We start from the raw sequence: 22,099 nt of genomic DNA on the forward strand, positions 1-22,099 counted from the left end.
CAGAGGTCAAAATGGAAACAGAAGAACAACAAATTGAGCAATTAAAAACCTTCTGGAAAGAGCATGGCAAAGGTATTGTAGCCGGCTTGGTTATAGGTTTTGGCTTGTTCTATGGTTGGCGCTATTACGATGCGCACACCCTTGCCGCACAAGAAGCGCAATCTGAACGGTACCAGCAACTGGTGGCTCAACTTGAAGCGGGCAACAGTGAAGCAATGGCTGCGGCGAAGCGGTTTGTCGAAAACGAAAAAGGCAGTGCTTACGCGACCTTAGCAGCTTTTGAGTTGGCCCAGGAGGCTATCGATCAGGGCGATTTGGAAACCGCTATTACTGCTTTGCAAACGGCTCGCGATAACGAAACTGGCGCACTTAAATTCGTTGCTGATTTACGCCAGGCACGCTTACTTTTAGCGCAGGAACAATATGATGCGGCACTTGCGGCATTAACAGAAGTGAGCAACGCGGAAGGCTTTGCCAGTAAAGCAGCAGAGCTGCGTGGTGACGTGCTATTAGCGCAGGGCAATACTGCTGGCGCCCGCCAGGCTTATCAGGAAGCCATTGCAGCGGCAGAAGACGACGGTTCAACAGTACTTGTTGAAACGAAACTCAACAGCATTCCGGCGGCATCATGAAATCAATTAAGTATTTGCAGAGTGGTCTCCTCGCAGTTGTGGCGCTTAGCTTAAGCGGCTGCTCGATTTTTGGCGATGACGAGCTCACCTACAAAGAACTACAACCGTTTAATGCCACAGTGGCTCCGAGCGTAGCCTGGGATGCTTCAGTGGGCGGCGGTATTGGCGACTATTTCTCACGACTCAATCCAGTGGTAGTTGGCGACCTCGTGGTTGCGGCAGATCGTGAAGGTTTGGTCGTAGCGCACAACCGTGAATCAGGCAAGCGCGTATGGCGTCGTGACCTGCAAGCGGAATATGCCGTGCAAGGCGAGGGCTGGTTAGATGGCGCTGAGTCATTGCGCATCAGTGGTGGTTTAAGCGCGTATAACAACATGGTTGTGCTTGGCACTGAAAATGGCAACATCATCGCGCTTGATGGTACCGATGGCAGCGTAATCTGGCAGCAGACTGTAAATGCCGAAATCCTTGCCGACCCCGCAGTTGATGCCAGCGTGGTAGTGGTAGCAGCCGGTAACGGTGAGCTATTCGCATTTGATGCGGAAACCGGTGAACAACTCTGGAATCTGCCAACCGATGTTCCGGCGCTGAGCCTGCGTGGTACTGCCGCACCAACGCTTGCCGCCGGTGGTGCTATTTTCGGTACTGCCACAGGTAAGCTGAGTGTTGTCGTGACCAGTAATGGTCAGCAAGCCTGGGAAGCACGGCTTGCGGTCCCGAAAGGCGCAACCGAATTGCAGCGCATGGTGGATGTCGACAGCAATCCTCTGGTACGTGGTGGCACCATTTATAATGTCGCTTACAACGGCCAGTTGGCCGCAGTAGAAATCCGCACCGGCCGGGTGGTTTGGCAACGCGAGTACTCTTCCTTTCAGAATATTGAATTGCAGGGTAACACCTTGTTTGTGACAGACGTTGATGACCGTGTTTACGCAATCAATGTCGACGGTGGCATTGAAGAGTGGGTTAACAACGACCTTGAAGGTCGCGAAGTGACAGCTCCTGTTTATTTTGACGGCTACGTCGTGGTCGGCGATGACTTCGGCTACCTGCATTTTCTTGACGCCCAGACGGGCGAGATGGCTGGTCGTTTAGATGTTGATGACCCGGTGTATGTAGCACCGGTCGTTGCTGATGGTCAGCTTTATATTCAAACACGCGACGGCACATTACTCGCGGTAAGGACTAACTAAGTATGTTACCTGTTGTGGCCCTGGTCGGCCGCCCGAATGTGGGCAAATCCACCCTGTTTAACCGGCTCACCCGAACTCGGGACGCACTGGTAGCTGACTTTCCTGGTCTCACACGTGATCGTAAGTACGGTCGCGCCAATTACGATGGGTATCAGTTCATCGTTATCGACACCGCGGGTGTGCATGGCGATGAAGAAGGTATCGACGCTGAAATGGCGTCGCAATCGTTACGTGCTATCGATGAAGCTGATGTTGTGCTCTTTATGGTTGATGCCCGTGACGGTATTACCAGCGCCGATATGGCCATTGCTAAGCATTTACGTAGTATCGGTAAAAAAGCCTACGTCGTGGCGAATAAAATCGACGGCATTGACGCGGAAGCTGCGCAGGCTGATTTCTACGAACTTGGGCTGGGCGAAATCTATGGTATCGCTGCGGTTCACGGACGTGGTGTTGAGCAATTGCTCGATAAATGTTTTGCGCCGTTAATCCAAGACTATCCCGAAATGGCCGTCGCCCGCAGTTCTACTGCGGGGGATCCCGACGATGAGCAGAATGGCGTTGATGAACCCCCGCCAGATCTCGCCCACGACGAAATCGACTATGATGCGTTGCCATTAAAGCTTGCTATCGTCGGCCGCCCGAATGTTGGTAAATCTACCTTGATTAACCGCATCCTTGGCGAAGAACGGGTGGTAGTTTTTGATATGCCCGGCACCACTCGTGATTCGATTTACATTCCGATGGAGCGGGATGGCCGTGAGTACATTCTGATTGATACCGCTGGTGTGCGTCGCCGTGGGAAAATCGATGAAACCGTTGAAAAATTCTCAGTTATCAAAACCCTGCAAGCGATCGATGATGCCAACGTTGTCATCTGCGTGATCGATGCCCGGGAAACCATTTCTGATCAGGATTTAAACCTGATTGGATTTGCCCTGAATGCCGGACGTTCTATCGTTATCGCGGTCAACAAGTGGGATGGTTTGACAAATGACGACCGCGAAGAGATCAAACGTGAACTGGATCGCCGGCTTGGTTTCGTTGATTTTGCCCGTTTGCACTTTATCTCTGCGTTGCATGGCAGTGGCGTCGGTAATTTGTTCGAATCTGTGCTTGAAGCCTATGCCAGCGCGACCCAAAGGGTCAGTACCTCAAAGCTGACTAGAATTCTGGAAATGGCGGTCGACGAGCATCAACCACCGCTGGTGCGTGGACGCCGCGTGAAGCTGAAATATGCGCACGCCGGAGGCTACAATCCACCGCGGATCATTATCCATGGTAACCAGGTGGAGGATCTGCCAGGCTCCTATCAGCGTTACCTGATTAACTATTTCCGTAAATCTTTAGGCGTTATGGGCACCCCGATCAAAGTCGAGTTCCGCGAGTCGGAAAATCCCTTTGCCGGGCGCAAAAACAAACTGACCATGACCCAGCAGCGCAAACGCAAGCGCCTCATGCGCTTCATCAAAAAGCGCTAACCCCCTGTTGTAGTGGTAGCCCGTAGTTCTACTACGGGTCCAACCTACCGCATCAGCAATGCCGGCAGTTGCAGACACAATCGCAAAGTTCCAATCTGATCCGTACTAGAAGTACGGGCTACAGCACATTCTCTGAACGCTTAGCGCTTCATCTTCATTAATTCGCGACGCTCTTTTTTATCCGGCTTGTGGTCCGGGTGCGGATTGTATAACGCGTTCATCTTACGCAATTCCGCTTCTTTTTCCCGACGCTCAACCGAATCGGAAGTCTCCGCATAAAGCTTCTGTGCCTCGGGCGCACCGCGCCGCTGATCGCTTAACTCCAGCACTTCAACTTCCATGATGTCGCTACCTTTGGCTAACTTTATCAGTTGCCCAACGGTAATAGTCTTAGCCGGTTTCGCACGTTGGCCATCGACCTGCACTTTACCTGCTTGCACCTTTTCCCGTGCCAGCGACCGCGTCTTGTAAAAGCGTGCCGCCCATAACCATTTGTCCAGGCGTACATTTTCCATATTGAACCTTTGCTACTGTTCGTGGCTTCCGAAAACGTCATCAAGCCAGGTTGGATTTATATCTGCCCAATCGGCCGGGTATTTTCCGCTTGCCAAAAATGTATTAAGTGTTGAATAAGGCCATAACCGCGCATTTTCAACATAACCATGCTTAACCGGATTATAGCAACAATAGAGAATATATAATTCGTATTCACGGTCGTTTCGGATGGTGTGTTCCCAGTATGAATGATGCCAAAGGGCGCCATTCCCGCGGCGATGGCGGGCGGTCGAATTCTTATGAGTTGCTGAAGCGTTCGTAAACTCCTTTAGTGCCTTGGTTGTAAGAGATTTAATTTTGCGCCAACGAATTGGGATATCCTCGTCATGCACGATCCAAACACAATGCATGTGGTCAGGTAAAACGACCCACGCCTCTATTTCAAAGGGATGAGTTTTCATCGTTGCGCGTATGGCATTGCGCAATGCGGCCATAAAAGTCTGGGTAGCAAAGAAAGGCTGGCGGCGGTAACTGGTTACTGTAAAGAAGTAATACCCGCCTTCGTAATAACGTCGTACGTTTCTCATACGCAAAGCATGCGCGACTGCGGCAAAATTTACGACCTTAAAAATTTGTAGGCAATCACGTAGGCCGTACTTCTAGTACGGGTCAGATTGGAACTTTGCGATCGTGTCTGCAACTGCTGGCATTGCTGATGCGGCGGGTTGGACCCGTAGTAGAACTACGGGCTACCGATATGGATTCGAACGCTCCAGTAATGTCTGCAGCGGCTGGCATTGCTGATGCGGCGGGTTGGACCCGTAGTAGAACTACGGGCTACCGATATGTATTCGAACGTTCCAGTAATGTCTGCAGTGGCTGGCATTGCTGATGCGGTGGGTTGGACCCGTAGTAGAACTACGGGCTACCCGATATGGATTCGGCCATTGCGATTATGTAGGAAGTAGACGTGTTACAGGTCGCCTTCGGTGAAGCGGTAGTCGGTGAGACAGTAGTCGCAGGTCATGACGATTTCGCCATCCTCCGCCAGCATGTCAGCGATTTCTTCCGGCGATACCGTGGCGAGCGCTGCAAGGGTGCGCTCACGTGAACAGCCGCAATGGAAATTAACGCGCTGGGCACCATAAAGCTCAACCCGCTCCTCGTGATACAAGCGGTGCAGAATTTCTTCGCCGTGCAGGGTAAAGAGCTCGTTCGCAGTCATGGTCGCGGTTAAGGTTTCTAAATGCTGAAACGCACTCAGGTCATTACCGGCTGCCGGTAAAACCTGCAACATCATACCGGCTGCATACTCACCATCAGCATGTAGCCAGATGCGCGTGTGTAGCTGCTCTGACTGCGCGAAGTAATTTTCCACTACCGTGGCCAGGCTATCCGCATTGGCATCAACCACGCCCTGATAGCGCTCGCCCTGTTCGGGAGTAATGGTGATCACCATCACCGCTTTGCCAAATAACGTCCGAAAATCATTTTCGTCGTCGGCAATTTCGGCGCGTACCCGCGCAAGTCCACGAAGGTCCTGTTCATGAGAACCATTCACGGCAATAAAGTTAATTGGCCCGTCACCCTGAACTTGTAGGTTGATGTGCCCCTCAAACTTCAGGGTCGCACTTAATAATGCCGTCGTCGCCATCAGTTCACCGAGCAGGCGCTGCACGGGAGCGGGGTAGTTGTGGCCTTGCAACATGCGTTGATAACTGGTACTTAATTGCACAAGTTCTCCGCGCACATCTTGCTCGGAAAAGGTGTATCTATAGAGTTGGTCGGTGGGGTAATTCATTTCACTTCATCACTATGTAATATTTTGTACGCATAATACCATATTCGCCCAATTTGATCTGTTCAGTTCGCAGTTAAGGGGTTAGAATGACTTTCAACTCTGTGTTGTCACAAAATTATAACGAAACCAAACATGCAGATTCAGAACCCACAATTAAAGCGCTTCACTTTTCTCGCTACTCAACCGCGTATCGTACGCTTGGTGCTGTGGGTGCTGACCGCTATTTTTGCGATCTACGCAGTTTGGCTGCTGGCACAACTCACCTGGCAATTAGCCGCTCCGGCGAGTGCACCGGCAAGCGGACCTGTTGCAGTACAATTGCAGCAACAAAATACTGCGGCCAGCGGCTCGCTGCGAGGCCTTGCTGATCTCGAGCTGTTCGGGGCAACCCTGACCACCGCAGGCTCTGTACGCAACGCACCAAAAACCACTTTGAACGTCCGCTTATTAGGTGTTTCGGCCAGCACAGTGCCGGAACGTTCAGCGGCAGTTATTGAGCGAAATCGTAACCAGGATACTTACGTTATCGGCGACAAGATCACCGATACTCAGGTTTCTATTGAACAGATCTACGCCGACCGTGTCATTCTTAATAATAACGGGGCATTGGAGACACTTGAACTCGAAGGTATTGGCGAGCTGAGTCAGGGAGTAAATCTTACCCTGCCCAGTCAATTGCCAGAGCGCGGAACTGATGAAGAGCCGCTGATGTCCGATGAGGAACTGAAAGCCGTCTCTGAAGCGCAAAGTGCTTATCGCGAATTACGGCAGGGCGATACGACTGCGTTGCTCGATTACATTCGTATTCGCCCCGAGATGTCAGGTCAAACCCTAACAGGATATCGCCTGAGCCCGGGCAAATACCCTGAAGTTTTTACCAACGCCGGCTTTCAAGCAGGTGATATTGCCGTGGCAATAAACGGCCAGGATTTAACGGACATCGCCAGTGCCCAGGTGGCAATTGGTGAATTGCGCAACGCGCAGCAGATCATTGTGACTGTATTGCGCGGAGACGAATATCTCGATTTAGAACTAGCTGTTCCGAGCGAGTAACCAGAACAACGATAAATAGGACCAACTATGCGTATTTTGACCACCGCATCGATTTGGCTCACCAGCATGAGTCTGGCTTGCGCATTGGGTGTAAGCCCAACTGCCTTTGCCCAGCAGGCCGGCCAAGCAACCAATTCAGAAGCTGTTGAATATACCGCAAGCTTCAAGAACACTGATATCACCGAGTTCATTCAGGTGGTTGGTCGTAATCTTGATAAGACCATGATCATTGATCCAGATGTGCGCGGCACTATTGATGTGCGCAGCTACGATGTAATGACGCCGGAGCAGTACTGGCAATTCTTCCTGAACGTGCTGGAAGTTTACGGTTTTGCGACGGTTACTATGGAATCTGGTGTGGTCAAAGTGATGCGCGATAAAGATGCGCGTAACGGTGCAATTCCTGTGGTTGATGACAACTCACTTGCTGGTGATACCCTGGTGACCCGAGTTGTACCGGTCAACAATGTTAGTGTTCGTGAGCTGGCGCCACTGTTGCGCTTACTTGCCGACAGCAGTGGCGGCGGAAACGTGGTCAGTTACGATCCATCCAATGTCATTATGATCACTGGTCGTAGTGAAACGGTACAACGGCTGACGGAAATTATCGAGCGGGTGGACCGGGCCGGTAACCAGGACGTCGATGTGGTAAAACTTGAGTACGCATCGGCATCGGAGCTTGTTCGCATTGCTTCAGCACTTTATGAAAAAGCCAACGAAGGTACGCCACCACTATTAATTCCTAAAATTGTTGCGGATGAGCGCACGAACTCAGTCATCATCAGCGGCGAGCCGCGTGCGCGTAAACGGGTCGTCGACCTTATTAATCGCCTTGATCAAGACCTTAAAAGTGAAGGCAACACGCGGGTTTATTACTTAAAATACGCTAAGGCGAAAGAGCTGGTTGATGTACTGCAGGGTGTTAGCGAGAGCATTCAGGCAGATATGCAAAGTGCCGGAGCGCCCACCCAACAGGCGCGCATGACCCGCGGGGGTGCTGGTGGCGCAAATGGAGGGCAAATCAGTATTTCCGCCCATGAAGACAGCAACTCATTGGTGATTACAGCCCAGCCAGACCTGCTGGCGAATTTAGAAAATGTCATTCGGCAACTGGATATCCGCCGCGCACAAGTACACGTTGAAGCTATTATCGTTGAGATCCTTGAAGGCGATGGCATTGACCTGGGCCTACAGTGGATTTCCGAAGACGGCGGCATGGTGCAGTACTCAAATGGCCGACAGGTTCCTATTGGTCCGCTGGCTGCTGCAGCTTATCAGGCACGTGAACGCGAAGGCCGCACCACGCAAACCATCGTTGATGGAAATTTGGTGACCACTACTGAGCCAGACGAGCCAGGCGACGTCAGTTTACTTGCCGAATTGCTTGGCAACGTTAACGGTATGATGATTGGCGTGGTGAAGAACGACTGGGGCGCAATTTTGCAGGCAGTGTCGACTACCACCAACTCGAATATTCTGGCAACCCCCAGCATTATGACCGTCGACAATGAAGAAGCTTCGTTCCTGGTCGGTCAGTCCGTACCTACCATTACCGGTGCCACGGCTGGCGATAATAACCAAAACCCGTTCCAGACCGTGGAGCGTGAAGACATTGGTATCAAGCTGAACGTAACCCCACAAATTAATGAAGGCAATGCGGTTCAGTTGGTCATTGAGCAAGAAGTCTCAAGTTTGAGCGGCGCCACTGCGGTGGATATCACCATCAACAAACGCTCGTTGAAAACTACGGTGATGGCAGACGATGGTGAAACCATCGTGCTTGGTGGCTTGATTGATGAAGATGTACAGGAAAGTGAATCGAAAATTCCATTGCTTGGTGACATACCTTTTGTCGGTGCCTTGTTCCGTAGTACTTCGACCACTCGTCAAAAGCGCAACCTGATGATTTTCCTGCGTCCGACTATTGTGCGTGATAATGAGACCGCGCAGGGCTTGAGCAGCCGCAAATACAACTACATGCGGGCGCAGCAACTGAAACGTCAGGATGAAGGTATTGCGTTGATGCCAAATACTGATACCCCCGCACTGTCTGAGTTTGAAGATTCAGAGCTGGCGATTCCACCAGAATTACAGGAGTATCTCGATAAACACGCCGAGGGTAATGGCAATGACTAATGTTGCCGAAGTTGCAGCACGCATTGTGCCACGACGCCTGCCGTTTGGCTTTGCCAAACGCTTCGGCGTCGTGGTTGCCGACGTGCATGCCGAAGGCGAACAGGATGCGCATTGTACCGTGCATTGCCGTAAAGATGTCGAGCAAACGGTGTTACTTGAAGTACGGCGTGTACTGGGCATGCCATTTACCGTCATTGAGCATGAGGCGGATGAGTTTGAAGCTATTTTAACGCAAGCCTATCAGCGTGATTCCTCAGAGGCGAAGCAGCTGATGGAAGATATCGGCAACGAAAGCAACCTGTTCTCATTGGCCGATGAGTTACCGCAAACGGAAGACCTGCTGGAGAGTGAAGATGACGCTCCGATTATCAAGCTAATCAATGCCATGCTCTCTGAAGCCATCAAAGAAGGCGCTTCAGATATCCATATCGAGACCTTTGAAAAAGACCTGTTGGTGCGGTTTCGTATCGACGGCGTGTTGCGCGAGGTGATTCGTCCTAACCGCAAACTGAGCTCGTTGCTGGTGTCACGGATCAAAGTTATGGCCCAACTCGATATCGCCGAAAAGCGCGTGCCGCAGGACGGTCGTATCAGCTTGTTGATTGCAGGACGTGCGGTCGACGTGCGGGTCTCAACCATGCCATCAAATCATGGTGAGCGGGTGGTGCTGCGGTTATTGGATAAAAATAATGCGCGCCTGAACCTGGAACAGCTGGGGATGACTGAAGCGAACCGGAATATTTTTGCGCAGCTTATCAAAAAGCCCCACGGCATTATTCTGGTAACGGGCCCCACCGGCTCCGGTAAGTCGACTACCTTGTATGCCGGATTAACGGAAATTAACTCCCGCGATCGCAATATTCTGACCGTTGAAGACCCCATCGAATACGCGATCGAAGGTATTGGTCAGATGCAGGTCAATCCGCGTGTGGATATGACCTTTGCCCGTGGTCTTCGGGCCATCTTGCGTCAGGATCCTGATGTGGTTATGGTCGGTGAGATCCGCGACGTGGAAACCGCGCAGATTGCAGTACAAGCGTCACTTACCGGTCACCTGGTGATGTCGACCTTGCACACTAACACCGCGGCTGGCGCCATCACCCGGCTGGAAGATATGGGCGTCGAGCCCTTCTTGTTGAGCTCATCGTTGCTTGCTGTGTTGTCACAACGGCTGGTGCGAACGCTGTGTGAAGAGTGTAAAGTGCCGTTGGCCGAAGGTAGTCAGGAATGCCGTGCCGTGGGTTGCGACAAGTGTAGTCATACCGGCTATCGCGGTCGGACCGGTATCCACGAGTTACTGATCGTTGATGAACATATCCGCGAACTGGTACATAACGGCCATGGCGAACAAGCCATCGAAAAATACGTACGTAAATCGACCCCTAGCATTCGCCAGGATGGCCTCGATAAAGTCATGCAAGGCATCACCACACGCGAAGAAGTGTTGCGTGTAACGCGTGAGGAGTAATCATGGGCGCGTTTTCCTATCATGCCTTAGATGCCAACGGGCGTAAGAAAACCGGTGTACTTGAAGGGGACACTGAACGGCAGGTACGGCAACTGTTACGTGATCAGGGCTTACTGCCGGTCAATGTTGAAGTCGCTGAGCAAACTTCCAGCGCCGCAACTGCAGCAGAACGCGGTTTTAGTGGCTGGTGGGCACGGCAGAAGATCCGCAAAATCAGCTCCTCTGATCTCGCCCTGATCACCCGTCAGCTGGCGACCCTGGTGGCTGCGGCCATGCCTATTGAACAGGCATTGCTGGCAGTCGCCGAACAAACCGAGAAGCCACGTCTGCAAAAACTAGTCATGGCGGTGCGGTCACGGGTGGTAGAAGGTTACTCCCTGGCGGTGGCAATGTCCGATTATCCGCATATTTTCGATAAACTTTTTACCGCAATGGTCGCCGCTGGTGAGCGTTCCGGACACCTTGACGAAGTACTTAACCGGTTGGCCGATTACACCGAGCAGCGCAATCAGCTCAAAGGTCAGCTCACTCAGGCCCTGGTGTATCCCGCGGTGCTTACCTTTGTGGCTATTAGCGTCATCATATTCCTGCTGGTCTCGGTGGTGCCGCAAATTGTCGAGCAGTTTGGCAATATTGGTCAGGACCTGCCATTTATTACCCGTGCTTTGCTGGCAGTCAGTGAGTTCCTGCAGTTCTTCGGCCCCTTTATCCTGGTTGCCGCGCTGGTGCTGTTGATCGTTGGCGGGCAAATGTTGCGCGACGAAAAGAGACGCGACAAATTTCATGCCTGGCAACTGAAACTGCCGGTCATCGGTGGTGTCATAAAAGGGGTGAACACCGCTCGTTTTGCCCGCACCCTGAGTATTCTGACTGCTTCGGCAGTGCCCTTACTGGAAGGTTTGCAGATCACTGGCCGGGTGCTTGGCAATCGCGCTATGCAGATTGCTGTCAATGGCGCGGCCGATCGGGTTCGGGAAGGCTCATCCTTACGCGCGGCGCTCGCGCAAACGAAATTGTTCCCGCCAATGATGCTGTATATGATCGCTGCCGGCGAAAAATCCGGACAACTTGAGCAAATGCTAGGGCGTGCGGCGGACAACCAGGATCGTGATTTTGAAAACACCATGAATGTGGCGTTAAAAATATTCGAGCCGGCCCTGATCATTGTGATGGCTGCGGTGGTCTTAGTCATTGTGATGGCGATTATTCAGCCTATCTTGCAATTAAATCAGGCGGTCGGCCTGTAATCTGGAGGAAGTATGACAAAAGCAAAAGGTTTTTCACTAATTGAAGTGATGGTGGTTATTGTCATTTTGGGCCTGTTGGCGACGATGATTCTACCTAACGTGTTAGGTTCGGCGGAGCAGGCCAACCGGCAGAAAGTGAAGTCCGATATTATTGCGCTGGAAAATGCCTTGTCACAGTACAAACTTGATAACGGTATGTTCCCAACTACTGAGCAGGGGCTGGAAGCTTTACTGAACGAACCTACGGTCGAGCCGACCCCACGCAACTATCGTCGTGGCGGCTACATTCAGCGCTTACCACAGGATCCTTACGGTTCAGATTATTTGTTGCTGAGCCCTGGCGAGTACAGCGACATTGATATTTTCTCGGCTGGCGAAGATCGCCAACCAGGCACCGACGATGACATTGGCAACTGGAACCTTGAACAAAACTAAGGCGGGGTTCACCCTTGTCGAGATCATGGTGACCATTGCCATCATTGCGGTGTTGGCGATGTCGGTCACCTTTGTCATTCCAGACGAGCAAGATGATCAGATTAATGAGACGGCAGAAGAGCTGGTACAGCGTATTCGCTACGCCCAGGAATATGCGCTGGTACGCCACGCAATATTAGGTTTACACCTGACCCCCGACGGTTATGAGTTTTTGCAATGGCGCGAACAGCAGTGGCAGCCGATTGAGCAGCGCGGTCTGCGCGCGCAGAACTGGCCCGACGGTTTGGTTTGGGAAGTTGAGAGCGAGACGGAAGAACTGCTGGGTCAGGATGAAGACGCTGTGGAAGCATTTTTTGCGCCGCAAGAGGATGACAATGCGGAACCAGAAGATCAGCCCATGCCGCAAGTATGGATCTTAGGCAGTGGCGATATTTCCGTCTTTACCCTGACACTGAGTTCCATTGATGTGTTTGCCAGTCGCAGCTGGCGCTTAGTTAGTGAAGACGGCTATGAAGTAACAGCTCAGGCGGTGAATGAATGATGCGTACGCAGCACGGCTTCACGCTGATTGAGGTTATGGCGGCGCTGGCGATTTTCGCGATGGCCGCGCTTGCCGGTGTGGCAGCTGCCACCAACCATTTGAACGACCTGTCTTACATGCAGGAGCGTACCCTGGCGCGCTACGCTGCAAGCAACGCACTGGCGCGCTTGTCATTGCAGGAAGAGCCACAGAAACTGACCGAAGGTGTGGAAATTGTCGGTGACCAGCAATGGCACTGGCGCGCGACCTTTACCGAAACCGTCACCGAAGCTGTGCTGTACGTTGAAGTGACCGTCAGACCAAGTGCCGACAGCACCGATTCCAATTACCGCCTGGGCCGCTACCTCGAGGTGTCGGAATGAGCACGCGCCGGTCTCAACGCGGCTTCACACTCGTCGAAGTGCTGGTGGCGATGGTGGTGTTTGCCATTATTGGCCTGGCGAGTGCCGCGGTCATCAACACCATGATGCGCACCAACGAGCAAAGTGCCGACGCACGCGAGAATTTATCTGAGCTGCAGCGCGCAATGTTTCTGTTGGAGCAAGACCTGCGACAAGCTGTGTCACGCCGAACGCCAGAGGGCGATTATTACGTGCGGGCAGGCTGGTTCAACCCGGGCAATTTACTGCCACGCAGCGAACTACAGCCCGTACGGTACCAAATCGACAGGGATAAAAACTTAGTTCGTCAGCATTACACCTATGTCGATATGAGCAGCAGTCAGGAACCCACCGAGCGCATCGTCCTGCGGGGCGTGACCAGTTTTGAGGTCGAGCCGATAATTAAAGGACAGGAACGCGACAGTATGTCGGCGCCGATGACGGCAGAAGACCAGGAAAGCGACTCTATGGCGATCCCGGATGGGGTAGAAGTGACACTGGAAACCGAACGATGGGGCACTATCGTGCGTGTGTTCGTGCTTAACGGAGGCGATTTCAGTGAACCGGAAAGTTAAGCTGAAGCAGCTTCATACAAGCCCGCCGCAACGGCAGCAGGGCGTGGCACTGATCATGGTGTTACTGGTTGTCGCTCTGGTGACCGTATTAGCGGTGCAGCTGAGCGAAAAGCTGCAGATGAACGTTGTCCGTACCATGAATTATCAGCAGACCGAGCAGGCGTACTGGTACATGCTGAGCGCCGAAGAAATTGCGCGGAATCTGTTGCAGGTGCAGTTAGACGAAAGCGATGGCGTGGTGCATCTTGACCAGGTGTGGCACGAGCAAACCGAAGAAGAACGGGTGTATCCGATTGAAGGCGGCGGCCTGGTGCGGGTTGGCATAAAAGATTTGTACAGTTGCTTTAATCTGAACGCACTGAAAGGCGATGGGCTCAGCAATGAAGTTCTTGCACGGCGTAAAGTGCAGTTTCGCATGCTGCTACATGCCGTTATCGAGGATTTGGACGCTTATACAGCAGACACTATCGTCGAGAGTCTTGCCGACTGGCTCGATAAGGACGATCAGCTGGCTAGCAGCTATGGTGCTGAGCGCGCCGATTACGAGAGTCTGGCGGTGCCTTATCAGGCGGCCAATGACTATTTTGTGCATGAAAGCGAGTTGCGCTTGATTCGCGGGGTCACCCAACCGATCTATCAGGAGCTGAAACCCTTTGTTTGTGTAGTGCCGAACAGCAATAAGCTGCGGCTTAACTTCAATACCGTTGCCCCTGAGCATGGTGAGTTGTTGCACGCAGTCAGCCTGGGTGGGCTAACTACCGATGCCGGCAATGCCGCGTTAAGTGAGCGGCCGGATGATGGCTACGAGCGCAGTGAAGACTTGCAGAACAACTCAATTTTGCAGCAGGCCAGCCAGCAAGTGATTCGTCCCAATTTTGGTGGTGTGCCGCAACCGAGTGGCGTTACTGCCGAAACCATCGGCGGAATGTTTGACGACCTGGTCGTAAAGAGTAATTATTTTGAACTGGATACCCATGTTAGCGTAGGTGATATGGTCTTACGCGGGCAAAGCAAACTCTACATCAGCACTGACGAAACCGTGGTGCTGATGCGTGGGTTAGGAGAACCTTAATGGAACAGCTTTATATTCATTTGGCGCAGCCAGTGCAGTGGCTGATTTGGCATCCGGGCCAGCGTGAGGTGATTGCCAGCGGTGAATTGGCTGACGCCGGCGCACTGACACAACTTCAGGATCAGGCGCAGCGCTGCGAGATTACCGTGTTTGTTCCGGGTCAGGATGTGGTGTTGACCGAAGTTCGTCTGCCCTCAGGCTCGCAACGCTTGCTACCGCAGTTGATCCCCAATGCGCTGGAAGATGAGCTGGCGAGTGATATCGAAGCCCTGCATTTTGCCTGGCCAGCAAACGCCAAGCCGGCTGGTATCGAACAGCCGATTCCGGTCGCAGTGGTCAACCGGGAAAGCCTGCAAAACTGGCTGACCGCGCTGGAAAAAGCCGGTCTGGAATGCGATGCGGTCTATCCGGATTACTTTATGCTGCCGGTGATGGAGCAGGGCTGCCAGCTGCAACTGGGGCACAGCACCTTAGTGCGCGAAAGCCAATGGAAAGCCTACAGCGTGGACCATCCACCGGTATTTACCATAACAGCAGAAGATATTACGGATCAGTTTGAAATACCGCTGCAAGTCGCAACACTCAATCACGCCGCAACCACTATTAATTTGCGGCAGGGCGAATTCCGGGTAATGCGCAAGCGCAGCAAGCAAAATGTTCAGTTGCCCTGGCGTCCAGCTGCCATCGCGGCGGGTATTGCTGTCGTAGCTCTGTTTGCCCAGCAACTGGTGACTTACGTGCAGCTTGGCCAGGAGAACCAGGCCTTAGACCAGGCGATTAATGAAACCTATCTGACCGTGTTTCCGAATGAGTCGCGGATTGTGAATGTCCGCAGTCAGTTACGCCAGCACCTTGTTGAAGTTGGCAGTGACACAAGTGCGACCAGCACGGATGGCGGGCAGGGGCTGACCCTGCTAGCGCAACTGGACCCGGCTTTTCGTGCCACCCCGCAGTTGCAGGTCGAGCTGTTGCGCTACAGTAACGACGCGCTGACCTTGCAAGTGAATGCCGACAATTTTGATAGTTTGCAACGCTTTCAGGAAGCCGCCGGACAGGCAGGTTTAACCGTTAAACAAGGCCAGGTGACCAACCGCGATGGTGTAGTCACCGGCAATTTCGAAGTGCGAAAGGAGAGTTAAGCGATGTTGCATGATCAATTGCAATTACGTTGGCAACAACTCAATGGCCGCGAACGGCTATTGGTCAGTTTAGCTGGCATCGTACTGGCAATAAGTGTGGTGTATTTCGCACTCTGGCAACCACTGCAAAGTGGGATTGAACAGCGCCAACTACAGCGCGACGCTCAATTGGAGACCCTTAGCTGGGTCCGTGAAAATACCGGTCGCTATTTAGCGCTGAAGCAGCAGTCGGGCCAGCCCCAAACTGGTTCAACACCGCGACGGGCTAACGAGTTGGGCGATATCCCACGGTTGGTCACTGAGTTTGCCAGCGCCCAGCAGCTTGCTGTGGGGCGTATGAGTCCCGAAGGCGAGAGCCTGGTGGTGGTGCTCAACGATGTGCCTTTTGTCAATGTACTAGCCTTTCTTGATGCGCTGCAAGCCGAGTCGGGCCTGGCCATTGAGCAACTGGATATTACCCGGGGCAATAAACCGGGACACGTTCACGTGCGCCGGCTTAAGGTCGGTCTGACATGAGTTGGCGCTGGCTACTCTGGCTGATCCCTATCTACCTGGTGGGCCTGGTAGTATTTGCGCCGGCGCGCATGGTGTTGTGGTTTATACCCGCCAACGCAGATGTTGAATTAACTGCGGTGCAGGGCACCCTCTGGCAGGGGCAGGCGACCCTCAGCTATCGCGTGACGCCACAACAGCAGATCATCTTTAACGACGTCCGCTGGCAACTCGCGCCCTGGCGGTTACTAAGTGGTACTGCAGCTGTGGATGTGCAAGTGCCAGAAACGAACGTTGTGGCCGGAGAAGGGCAGGTTGAATTAGGTCTTGGTGGCGAGGTTAAGCTGGCCGGAGAATTCGGCGGTAACTTGCAGCAAGCAGTGGTTGCCTATCAGTTGCCAGTGCCAGTAACTCTCGATGGGCAATGGAGCTTGCAACTGGAAAATTTCCAACTGAGTGATCTAAGCAGTGGTGAATGGTGTAGCCAACTTATAGGTAAGTTAACCACGCGGGGCACGGCGATTCGTCTGAATCGGCAGTGGACCGACTTAGGCCCTTTCGCAACAGCACTCAGCTGTTCCGCAAACAATGAAATTGTTGCTAAGATGGAAGGGAATAATAGCGTTGGCTTGAGTTTCGAAACGCGCCTGGCGGGCAGTCAGATGGCTCCGCAAGTGTTTATCAGCGGTAAGTTACAGCCCACAGTGCAAACGCCGCGGACCGTAACAGACGTATTGGTATTTCTCGGCGCACCGGACGCAAGCGGAGCGTATCCGTTTAGTTTTAGATTGTAATAAGTAAATTTCAGAAGACTTTATAGAAAGGAGTGGAGTAATGGATCGATTTCTGACGTGGGTAACCGACAACCAGGAACTTATTGTGAGCTACACGATTAAGTTTGTTGTCGCAATACTCATCCTCGTCATCGGTAAGATGATTGCTAATAGTGTGGCCAAACTTATTGCCCGCGGGATGAATCGAAAAGGAGTTGATGGTGCGGTCATCAGTTTTCTCAGCGCAATTGTTAAAAGTGTCATCTTCATTGCCGCTATTCTCATGGCCTTATCGCAAGTCGGTGTACAAACCACATCCTTTATCGCCATTTTAGGTGCAGCGGGTTTAGCGATTGGTTTGTCGTTGCAGGGTTCATTGTCAAATATGGCTTCGGGCGTGTTGATTATTACGTTCCGTCCCTTCCGTGCTGGCGAATATGTCGAGGCGGGTGGTGTATCTGGTACGGTGGAAGAAGTAAATATTTTCCAAACGATCTTGAAAACACCCGATAATAAGGTTGTATTTGTACCCAATGCGCAGATTACGAGCCAGCCGATCACCAATTACAGCCGCGAAGATACCCGCCGCGTGGATTTGTTGATTGGCGTTTCGTACGATGCGGATTTGCATAAAACGAAAGAAGTACTGGAATCTGTGTTAAAAGCTGAAGACCGCTTATTAAAAGATCCGGAGTGGAATATCCAGGTGCACGCACTTAATAACTCGTCGGTGGACTTTATTGTTCGCCCATGGGTGAATGTTGGTGATTACTGGCCGGTGTATTGGACTCTGATGCGCGAAATTAAAATCGCTCTGGATAAAAATGACATTGGAATTCCTTATCCACAAATGGATGTACATTTACATAAACAGACTTCACAGGATTAAAACATTCTGCTTCACAACAGAATTTTTAAGTGCTAGTCTTAAAGGTAATCACGAGACTGAGTTCTTGATGATTGGCCAATCAAGCACATAGAGGTGTATTTATATGTTAAAACGTACTGCAATAGCCGCAGCGGTGAGCTTAATCTTAAGCCCTGTCGCTTTGGCGCAGACCGGTGCTGGCACTTCTGAAGGTAATGATGACGGCTTAGGTTACTTTACCAAAGGTACAGTAACTGCTGGCGGTATCGCTCTTCTGACGTTAGTGGCGACACTGGATAACGACGATTCAGAAGCGGTTTTACCTCCGGAGCCAGAACCTGAGCCGGAACCAGAACCTGAGCCAGAACCAGAACCTGAGCCAGAACCTGAGCCAGAGCCAGAGCCGCCGGTGACAACCACCACGACTCCGACCACCACTACTACATCACCAGTAGTGACAACGACGACTACTACGACCACTTTCTAAAAAGTGGATCGCGGGTCGAAGTGATAAATCGAAATACCGCAGGTGCGCACTGCGGTATTTTTTTGAGATTTTTTTGTTGGTAGTTAATGGGGTAAACCTACATGCGTTTTCGCTTTTCTTTGATGGTGCTAACCCTTGCCACAGTGACTCTGCTTGCTGGCTGTAGTGTGCGCATGAAAAATATAGCCAATACCGCTAACGAGGCTATTTTCGGTAGCCCTGATATTTCCCTGACATCCCAGGAAATAGCTGACTTACCCTACGCAGCAATCTATTTCAAAGCCGATGAAAAACCACAAGTCGTCGCAGTACTGGATCGCGCCACCGACGCTCAGCGCGTTTTCCGCACCGCTGGTGAGGAAGCTTTTATCACACGCTATGGCCGTATTATCGCAAGTAGTGGTATGCAGGGCCTACCTTTGTATACCAGTGGTTGGGAAAATGACCCTCTGGGCTGCTATGTCGCACAGACCGCGCAAGCTGAGCCTGAACAGGATTGCCCTGGGGTATGGCAACGCACCGTTGAATTCGGCAACTATGGCAGTAACCAGTTACATCAGGTAAAGGTGCAGTCAACATTTCAAAAATCTGGAACGCAGAACTACCAACATCCTGACGGTACGCCACTGACGGTGACAGAGATTATCGAAACCGGAGAAGCGAATGGTGAATCCTTTACCAATCGATTCCTGGCGGTGAAAGGTCGGGTCGTCTTTGCAAAACATTATCTCTCTGAAAATTTAGGCTATGGTAGTTTAAGCGAAATTAAACCTTACATGGGAGATCTGTAATGTTACGCTGGCTTGGGTTCCTTATTCTGATAGTAAGTTTGGGGCTATTGACCGCTAATGTGGCGGAGGCATCTGGCCCGACCCAAGACACTACGTCTGAAACCTCTTCTGACGCGAACTTTGAACGGGTTGTTCGCGTTGCAGTGAACGATCAAACTTACAGTTTTACGCGCCTACCTAATTTAATGCAGGTGTATCTGGCAGCGGAATTCGAACCGGCAGACTATTGGCCCGTTAGCCGCTTGCTCAGTGATAAGCAGCGACGCGCGGTTTTTGGCCAGCGCGATGCACTGGTACAGCAGTTGCAGGAACTTGAGCAATGGGCACGTGAGCAAGATCACAAAACATTAGCGAACCGCGCTGCAAAGTGGTCGCGTAGCGTGGCGACATGGCCATTGGTGGGGGCTGAATGGGTGGGGCATACCAAAATTGTCGACCGCCTCGACCAACAAAGTGGCGTGAGTTATGAGCGTCCGAGTTTATTCAGCAGTTTTTCCGACGCTGTCACCCATCTTAAAAATAATCCGACGCTGCCCAGCGGAGTTTATAGCTTTCTGCCACCGACAACAACGCCCGAGCAATGGCACACCACGCTGGTGACCGCCGAGGGGTTTTACACAGTCACCTTCGATGAAGACGATACGGTGCGCGACGTGCTGGAAAACTTTGGCGTGTTTAGCAAACATAAAACCCTGACCGAAGTAGAGCTGGTGTATTTGACCGGATATACAAAACGTTCTGCAGTGGCGTATTACAATGATGAAAAACACATGCCGCCTGTCGGTGGCGTTATTCTCGTTGGAGTCCCGCAAAAGAATCTACCTGAAAGGTGGAAGACTATAGGCCAGCAACTGGTCGAACTCGCACGCTATTGGAATCCTCAATCATGACTGTAGTTTCCCGTTCTCTAGTGGCAGTCAGTGTCGCCGCAGCACTTAGTTATAGCCCATTAGTAAAAGCAGATACCGCCAGTCAATCTGATTTCGGTGGTGTCGGCTTAATGCAAATGCCAACGGCACGTTTTGCTGACTATGGTACCTTGACGGGACTCTATTACGATAACGAAGAATATCGCCGTCTGGCGGTGAGTTTACAGTTGTTACCCTGGTTGGAGACGACCATCAGGTATAACGATATCCGTCCGATCCGGTACAGTGCAGATCCCAATTTCAGCGGTGACCAAACCGGCAAAGACAAAGGTTTTGACGCCAAGATACGACTTTTAAAAGAAAGTTACTGGCTGCCACAAGTTGCAGTAGGGTGGCGTGATTTGGCCGGCACCGGTATTTTCGCCAGCGAGTACATTGTCGCCAGTAAGCAGCTTGGACCCGTCGACGTCACTTTGGGCTTAGGCTTTGGGTACATGGGTAATCGTGAAAATATCGATAACCCGTTCTGTGAGATTGCCGATCAATTTTGTAATCGCTATAGTGGCTATAGCGGCTACGGCGGACGTTTTGAGGTCGACAAATGGTTCCGCGGGGAAACCTCGTTATTCGGTGGATTCAGCTACCAGACGCCATTCGATCCTTTAGTACTAAAAGCCGAATACGACGGTAACGATTACCGCAACGAGCGCTACCTCGGTAACCTGAACGCTACGTCGGCGTGGAACTTCGGTGCCGATTATGCCCTTAACGATAACGTTACCCTCAAGCTTAGCTACGAGCGTGGTGAAACCTGGATGTTTGGTTTTACCGCCAGCCTCGACTTAAATCAGTTAGGTCAGGTGAAATCGAATCGCGGTGAAGTGCCACAACCGAACAAAAAAGACTCACTATCGCGCTTTAATGACGTCACCAAGTCGGCCAACGTTTTGGCTTTTGCCAACGACTTGCGCTACTACGGCGGTATTGAACCTACGCGTATGCAACTAGTGCGTAGTGACGACACCGATGACATTGATACCATCCGGATTTACGGCCCACAGTTACGTTACCGTGACCAGGAAGAGGGCATTCGCCGTATTGCCCGCGTGGTTGACCAGCGCATGCCTGAATGGGTCGAGCAAGTCGAGGTTGTGCAGCGACGCGATCTGGTGCAAACCCATACTACGACCATCGATATGGATGTTGCGCGAACGGCCATACAGCGCCAGGATTTAAGTACCGAACTCGACGACGCGCTGAGCCGTGGCGATACGCCATTGGAAGACTACGATAATCAGCCGTTTTTTATTGCCAAAAACGAAATCAGCTGGCCGCGGCTGAGCGTTAAGCCGTTTCTTGACCAAAGCTTCGGCAACCCTGAAAACTTTTACATGTATCAGTTTGGTCTCGATGTGAACGCCACCATGTGGCTGGCCCCCGGCACTTTTGCCCACGGTACAGTTAGTGGCAATCTAATGACCAATTTTGACGACTTTAAATTCCTGGTCGATAGGTTCAACTCGCGACTACCGCGGGTGCGCACCTATGTGCGCGAATATGTCACATTCAGCGATATCTGGCTCGGCAACCTGCAGTTGACGCACGTGAATCAGCTTGCCCCAAGTGTCTACACCAGCTACTACGGTGGTTACCTGGAACGCATGTTTGGTGGCGTAGGTACTGAGCTCCTTTATCGCGAGCTCGACAGCGACTGGGCAGTGGGCGTTGACTTAAACTGGGTCAAGCAACGGGACTTTGAAAGCCACACCGGCTTCTTAGACTATGACACCTTCACCGGCCACGTGACCGGCTATTACACACCGAAGTTTATGCCCAATACGCTATTTAAAGTAGCAGCCGGTAAATTCCTTGCGCAAGACAACGGTGTTCAATTGAATGTGGAACATAAATTCCGTAGTGGTGTCGTAGTAGGTGCCTATGCTGCCAAAACCAATGTATCATCTCGAGAGTACGGTGAAGGTAGCTTTACTAAAGGTTTTTATATTAGTATACCCGTCGATATTTTACAGACTGCCCACAGTCCAAACCGTGGCATGATAAGCTGGACGCCGCTGACCCGCGATGGCGGCCAAATGTTGAACCGCCAAATGCAGCTGTTCTACGCCACCGACGAACGCAGTCCGTTTTACAAAGAATAATGGAGTAACCGT

The 22,099-nt window shown here is 51.9% G+C and carries 23 protein-coding genes; 20 read left to right on the forward strand and 3 right to left on the reverse strand.

Going from position 1 to position 22,099, the window contains the following annotated elements:
• The first annotated feature begins 11 nt into the window (after window positions 1–11).
• From CWI69_RS08885 to der, 3 genes are read left to right on the forward strand one after another with little or no spacing between them, the layout of a single operon-like run.
• Window positions 12–632: a YfgM family protein gene (locus tag CWI69_RS08885; protein WP_126763833.1), complete on the forward strand. Its 621-nt coding sequence runs from the start codon at window positions 12–14 to the stop codon at window positions 630–632.
• Window positions 629–1,825, forward strand: a complete 1,197-nt coding sequence (gene bamB, locus CWI69_RS08890) for an outer membrane protein assembly factor BamB (protein ID WP_126763834.1) — start codon at window positions 629–631, stop codon at window positions 1,823–1,825. The genes CWI69_RS08885 and bamB overlap by 4 nt, the downstream gene beginning before the upstream one ends.
• A 2-nt stretch (window positions 1,826–1,827) precedes the next feature.
• Window positions 1,828–3,306 carry a ribosome biogenesis GTPase Der gene (gene der, locus CWI69_RS08895; protein WP_126763835.1) on the forward strand — a complete coding sequence of 493 codons (1,479 nt, stop codon included), beginning with the start codon at window positions 1,828–1,830 and terminating at the stop codon, window positions 3,304–3,306.
• Window positions 3,307–3,446: 140 nt separating this feature from the next.
• Here the strand turns inward: der and hslR are convergent, their stop codons facing one another.
• From hslR to hslO, 3 genes are all read right to left on the reverse strand, one after another.
• Window positions 3,447–3,821: a ribosome-associated heat shock protein Hsp15 gene (gene hslR / locus CWI69_RS08900; RefSeq protein ID WP_126763836.1), complete on the reverse strand. Its 375-nt coding sequence runs from the start codon at window positions 3,819–3,821 to the stop codon at window positions 3,447–3,449.
• A gap of 12 nt (window positions 3,822–3,833) precedes the next feature.
• Window positions 3,834–4,388 carry an REP-associated tyrosine transposase gene (locus CWI69_RS08905; protein WP_126763837.1) on the reverse strand — a complete coding sequence of 185 codons (555 nt, stop codon included), beginning with the start codon at window positions 4,386–4,388 and terminating at the stop codon, window positions 3,834–3,836.
• A gap of 386 nt (window positions 4,389–4,774) precedes the next feature.
• Window positions 4,775–5,602: an Hsp33 family molecular chaperone HslO gene (gene hslO, locus CWI69_RS08910; protein ID WP_126763838.1), complete on the reverse strand. Its 828-nt coding sequence runs from the start codon at window positions 5,600–5,602 to the stop codon at window positions 4,775–4,777.
• Between the two features lie 132 nt (window positions 5,603–5,734).
• On the opposite strand from hslO, the gene gspC reads away from it, so the two are divergent.
• The 17 genes from gspC to CWI69_RS08995 all read left to right on the forward strand — a co-directional run bounded on the left by gspC (window position 5,735) and on the right by CWI69_RS08995 (window position 22,087).
• Window positions 5,735–6,655, forward strand: coding sequence for a type II secretion system protein GspC (gspC, locus tag CWI69_RS08915; RefSeq protein WP_126763839.1), 921 nt, complete (start codon window positions 5,735–5,737; stop codon window positions 6,653–6,655).
• 27 nt (window positions 6,656–6,682) lie between these two features.
• Window positions 6,683–8,791 carry a type II secretion system secretin GspD gene (gene gspD / locus CWI69_RS08920; RefSeq protein ID WP_241971074.1) on the forward strand — a complete coding sequence of 703 codons (2,109 nt, stop codon included), beginning with the start codon at window positions 6,683–6,685 and terminating at the stop codon, window positions 8,789–8,791.
• Window positions 8,784–10,259: a type II secretion system ATPase GspE gene (gene gspE / locus CWI69_RS08925; protein ID WP_126763840.1), complete on the forward strand. Its 1,476-nt coding sequence runs from the start codon at window positions 8,784–8,786 to the stop codon at window positions 10,257–10,259. Before gspD ends, gspE begins: the two co-directional genes overlap by 8 nt.
• A gap of 2 nt (window positions 10,260–10,261) precedes the next feature.
• Window positions 10,262–11,506: a type II secretion system inner membrane protein GspF gene (gspF, locus tag CWI69_RS08930; RefSeq protein WP_126763841.1), complete on the forward strand. Its 1,245-nt coding sequence runs from the start codon at window positions 10,262–10,264 to the stop codon at window positions 11,504–11,506.
• Window positions 11,507–11,518: 12 nt separating this feature from the next.
• A complete protein-coding gene (gene gspG, locus CWI69_RS08935; RefSeq protein WP_126763842.1) occupies window positions 11,519–11,941 on the forward strand; it encodes a type II secretion system major pseudopilin GspG in 423 nt (140 codons plus the stop codon).
• The gene (locus CWI69_RS08940) at window positions 11,907–12,482 is read left to right on the forward strand and encodes a pilus assembly FimT family protein (protein ID WP_126763843.1); all 576 of its coding nucleotides are present in this window, start codon (window positions 11,907–11,909) and stop codon (window positions 12,480–12,482) included. Before gspG ends, CWI69_RS08940 begins: the two co-directional genes overlap by 35 nt.
• Entirely contained in the window at window positions 12,479–12,844 is a 366-nt protein-coding gene (gene gspI, locus CWI69_RS08945; protein WP_126763844.1) for a type II secretion system minor pseudopilin GspI, read from the forward strand. Before CWI69_RS08940 ends, gspI begins: the two co-directional genes overlap by 4 nt.
• A complete protein-coding gene (locus tag CWI69_RS08950) occupies window positions 12,841–13,437 on the forward strand; it encodes a type II secretion system protein GspJ (RefSeq protein ID WP_126763908.1) in 597 nt (198 codons plus the stop codon). The genes gspI and CWI69_RS08950 overlap by 4 nt, the downstream gene beginning before the upstream one ends.
• Window positions 13,421–14,509, forward strand: coding sequence for a type II secretion system minor pseudopilin GspK (gene gspK / locus CWI69_RS08955; RefSeq protein WP_126763845.1), 1,089 nt, complete (start codon window positions 13,421–13,423; stop codon window positions 14,507–14,509). The genes CWI69_RS08950 and gspK overlap by 17 nt, the downstream gene beginning before the upstream one ends.
• Window positions 14,509–15,648, forward strand: a complete 1,140-nt coding sequence (gspL, locus tag CWI69_RS08960) for a type II secretion system protein GspL (protein WP_126763846.1) — start codon at window positions 14,509–14,511, stop codon at window positions 15,646–15,648. The genes gspK and gspL overlap by 1 nt, the downstream gene beginning before the upstream one ends.
• Before the next feature lie 3 nt (window positions 15,649–15,651).
• Window positions 15,652–16,164 (forward strand): type II secretion system protein GspM, encoded by a 513-nt coding sequence (gspM, locus tag CWI69_RS08965; RefSeq protein ID WP_126763847.1) that lies wholly within the window; start codon window positions 15,652–15,654, stop codon window positions 16,162–16,164.
• Window positions 16,161–16,934 (forward strand): type II secretion system protein N, encoded by a 774-nt coding sequence (locus tag CWI69_RS08970; RefSeq protein ID WP_126763848.1) that lies wholly within the window; start codon window positions 16,161–16,163, stop codon window positions 16,932–16,934. Before gspM ends, CWI69_RS08970 begins: the two co-directional genes overlap by 4 nt.
• 40 nt (window positions 16,935–16,974) lie before the next feature.
• Window positions 16,975–17,802 carry a mechanosensitive ion channel domain-containing protein gene (locus CWI69_RS08975; protein ID WP_126763849.1) on the forward strand — a complete coding sequence of 276 codons (828 nt, stop codon included), beginning with the start codon at window positions 16,975–16,977 and terminating at the stop codon, window positions 17,800–17,802.
• A gap of 103 nt (window positions 17,803–17,905) precedes the next feature.
• Entirely contained in the window at window positions 17,906–18,268 is a 363-nt protein-coding gene (locus CWI69_RS12275) for a hypothetical protein (RefSeq protein WP_198678926.1), read from the forward strand.
• Between the two features lie 101 nt (window positions 18,269–18,369).
• Window positions 18,370–19,059 (forward strand): YjbF family lipoprotein, encoded by a 690-nt coding sequence (locus CWI69_RS08985; RefSeq protein ID WP_126763851.1) that lies wholly within the window; start codon window positions 18,370–18,372, stop codon window positions 19,057–19,059.
• Complete coding sequence (locus CWI69_RS08990) at window positions 19,059–19,949, forward strand: hypothetical protein (RefSeq protein ID WP_126763852.1); 891 nt, start codon at window positions 19,059–19,061, stop codon at window positions 19,947–19,949. The genes CWI69_RS08985 and CWI69_RS08990 overlap by 1 nt, the downstream gene beginning before the upstream one ends.
• The gene (locus CWI69_RS08995) at window positions 19,946–22,087 is read left to right on the forward strand and encodes a YjbH domain-containing protein (protein ID WP_126763853.1); all 2,142 of its coding nucleotides are present in this window, start codon (window positions 19,946–19,948) and stop codon (window positions 22,085–22,087) included. Before CWI69_RS08990 ends, CWI69_RS08995 begins: the two co-directional genes overlap by 4 nt.
• Window positions 22,088–22,099: the final 12 nt, after the last annotated feature.

The sequence above is a fragment of the Pseudidiomarina halophila genome (assembly GCF_003987215.1).
Classification (GTDB): domain Bacteria; phylum Pseudomonadota; class Gammaproteobacteria; order Enterobacterales; family Alteromonadaceae; genus Pseudidiomarina; species Pseudidiomarina halophila.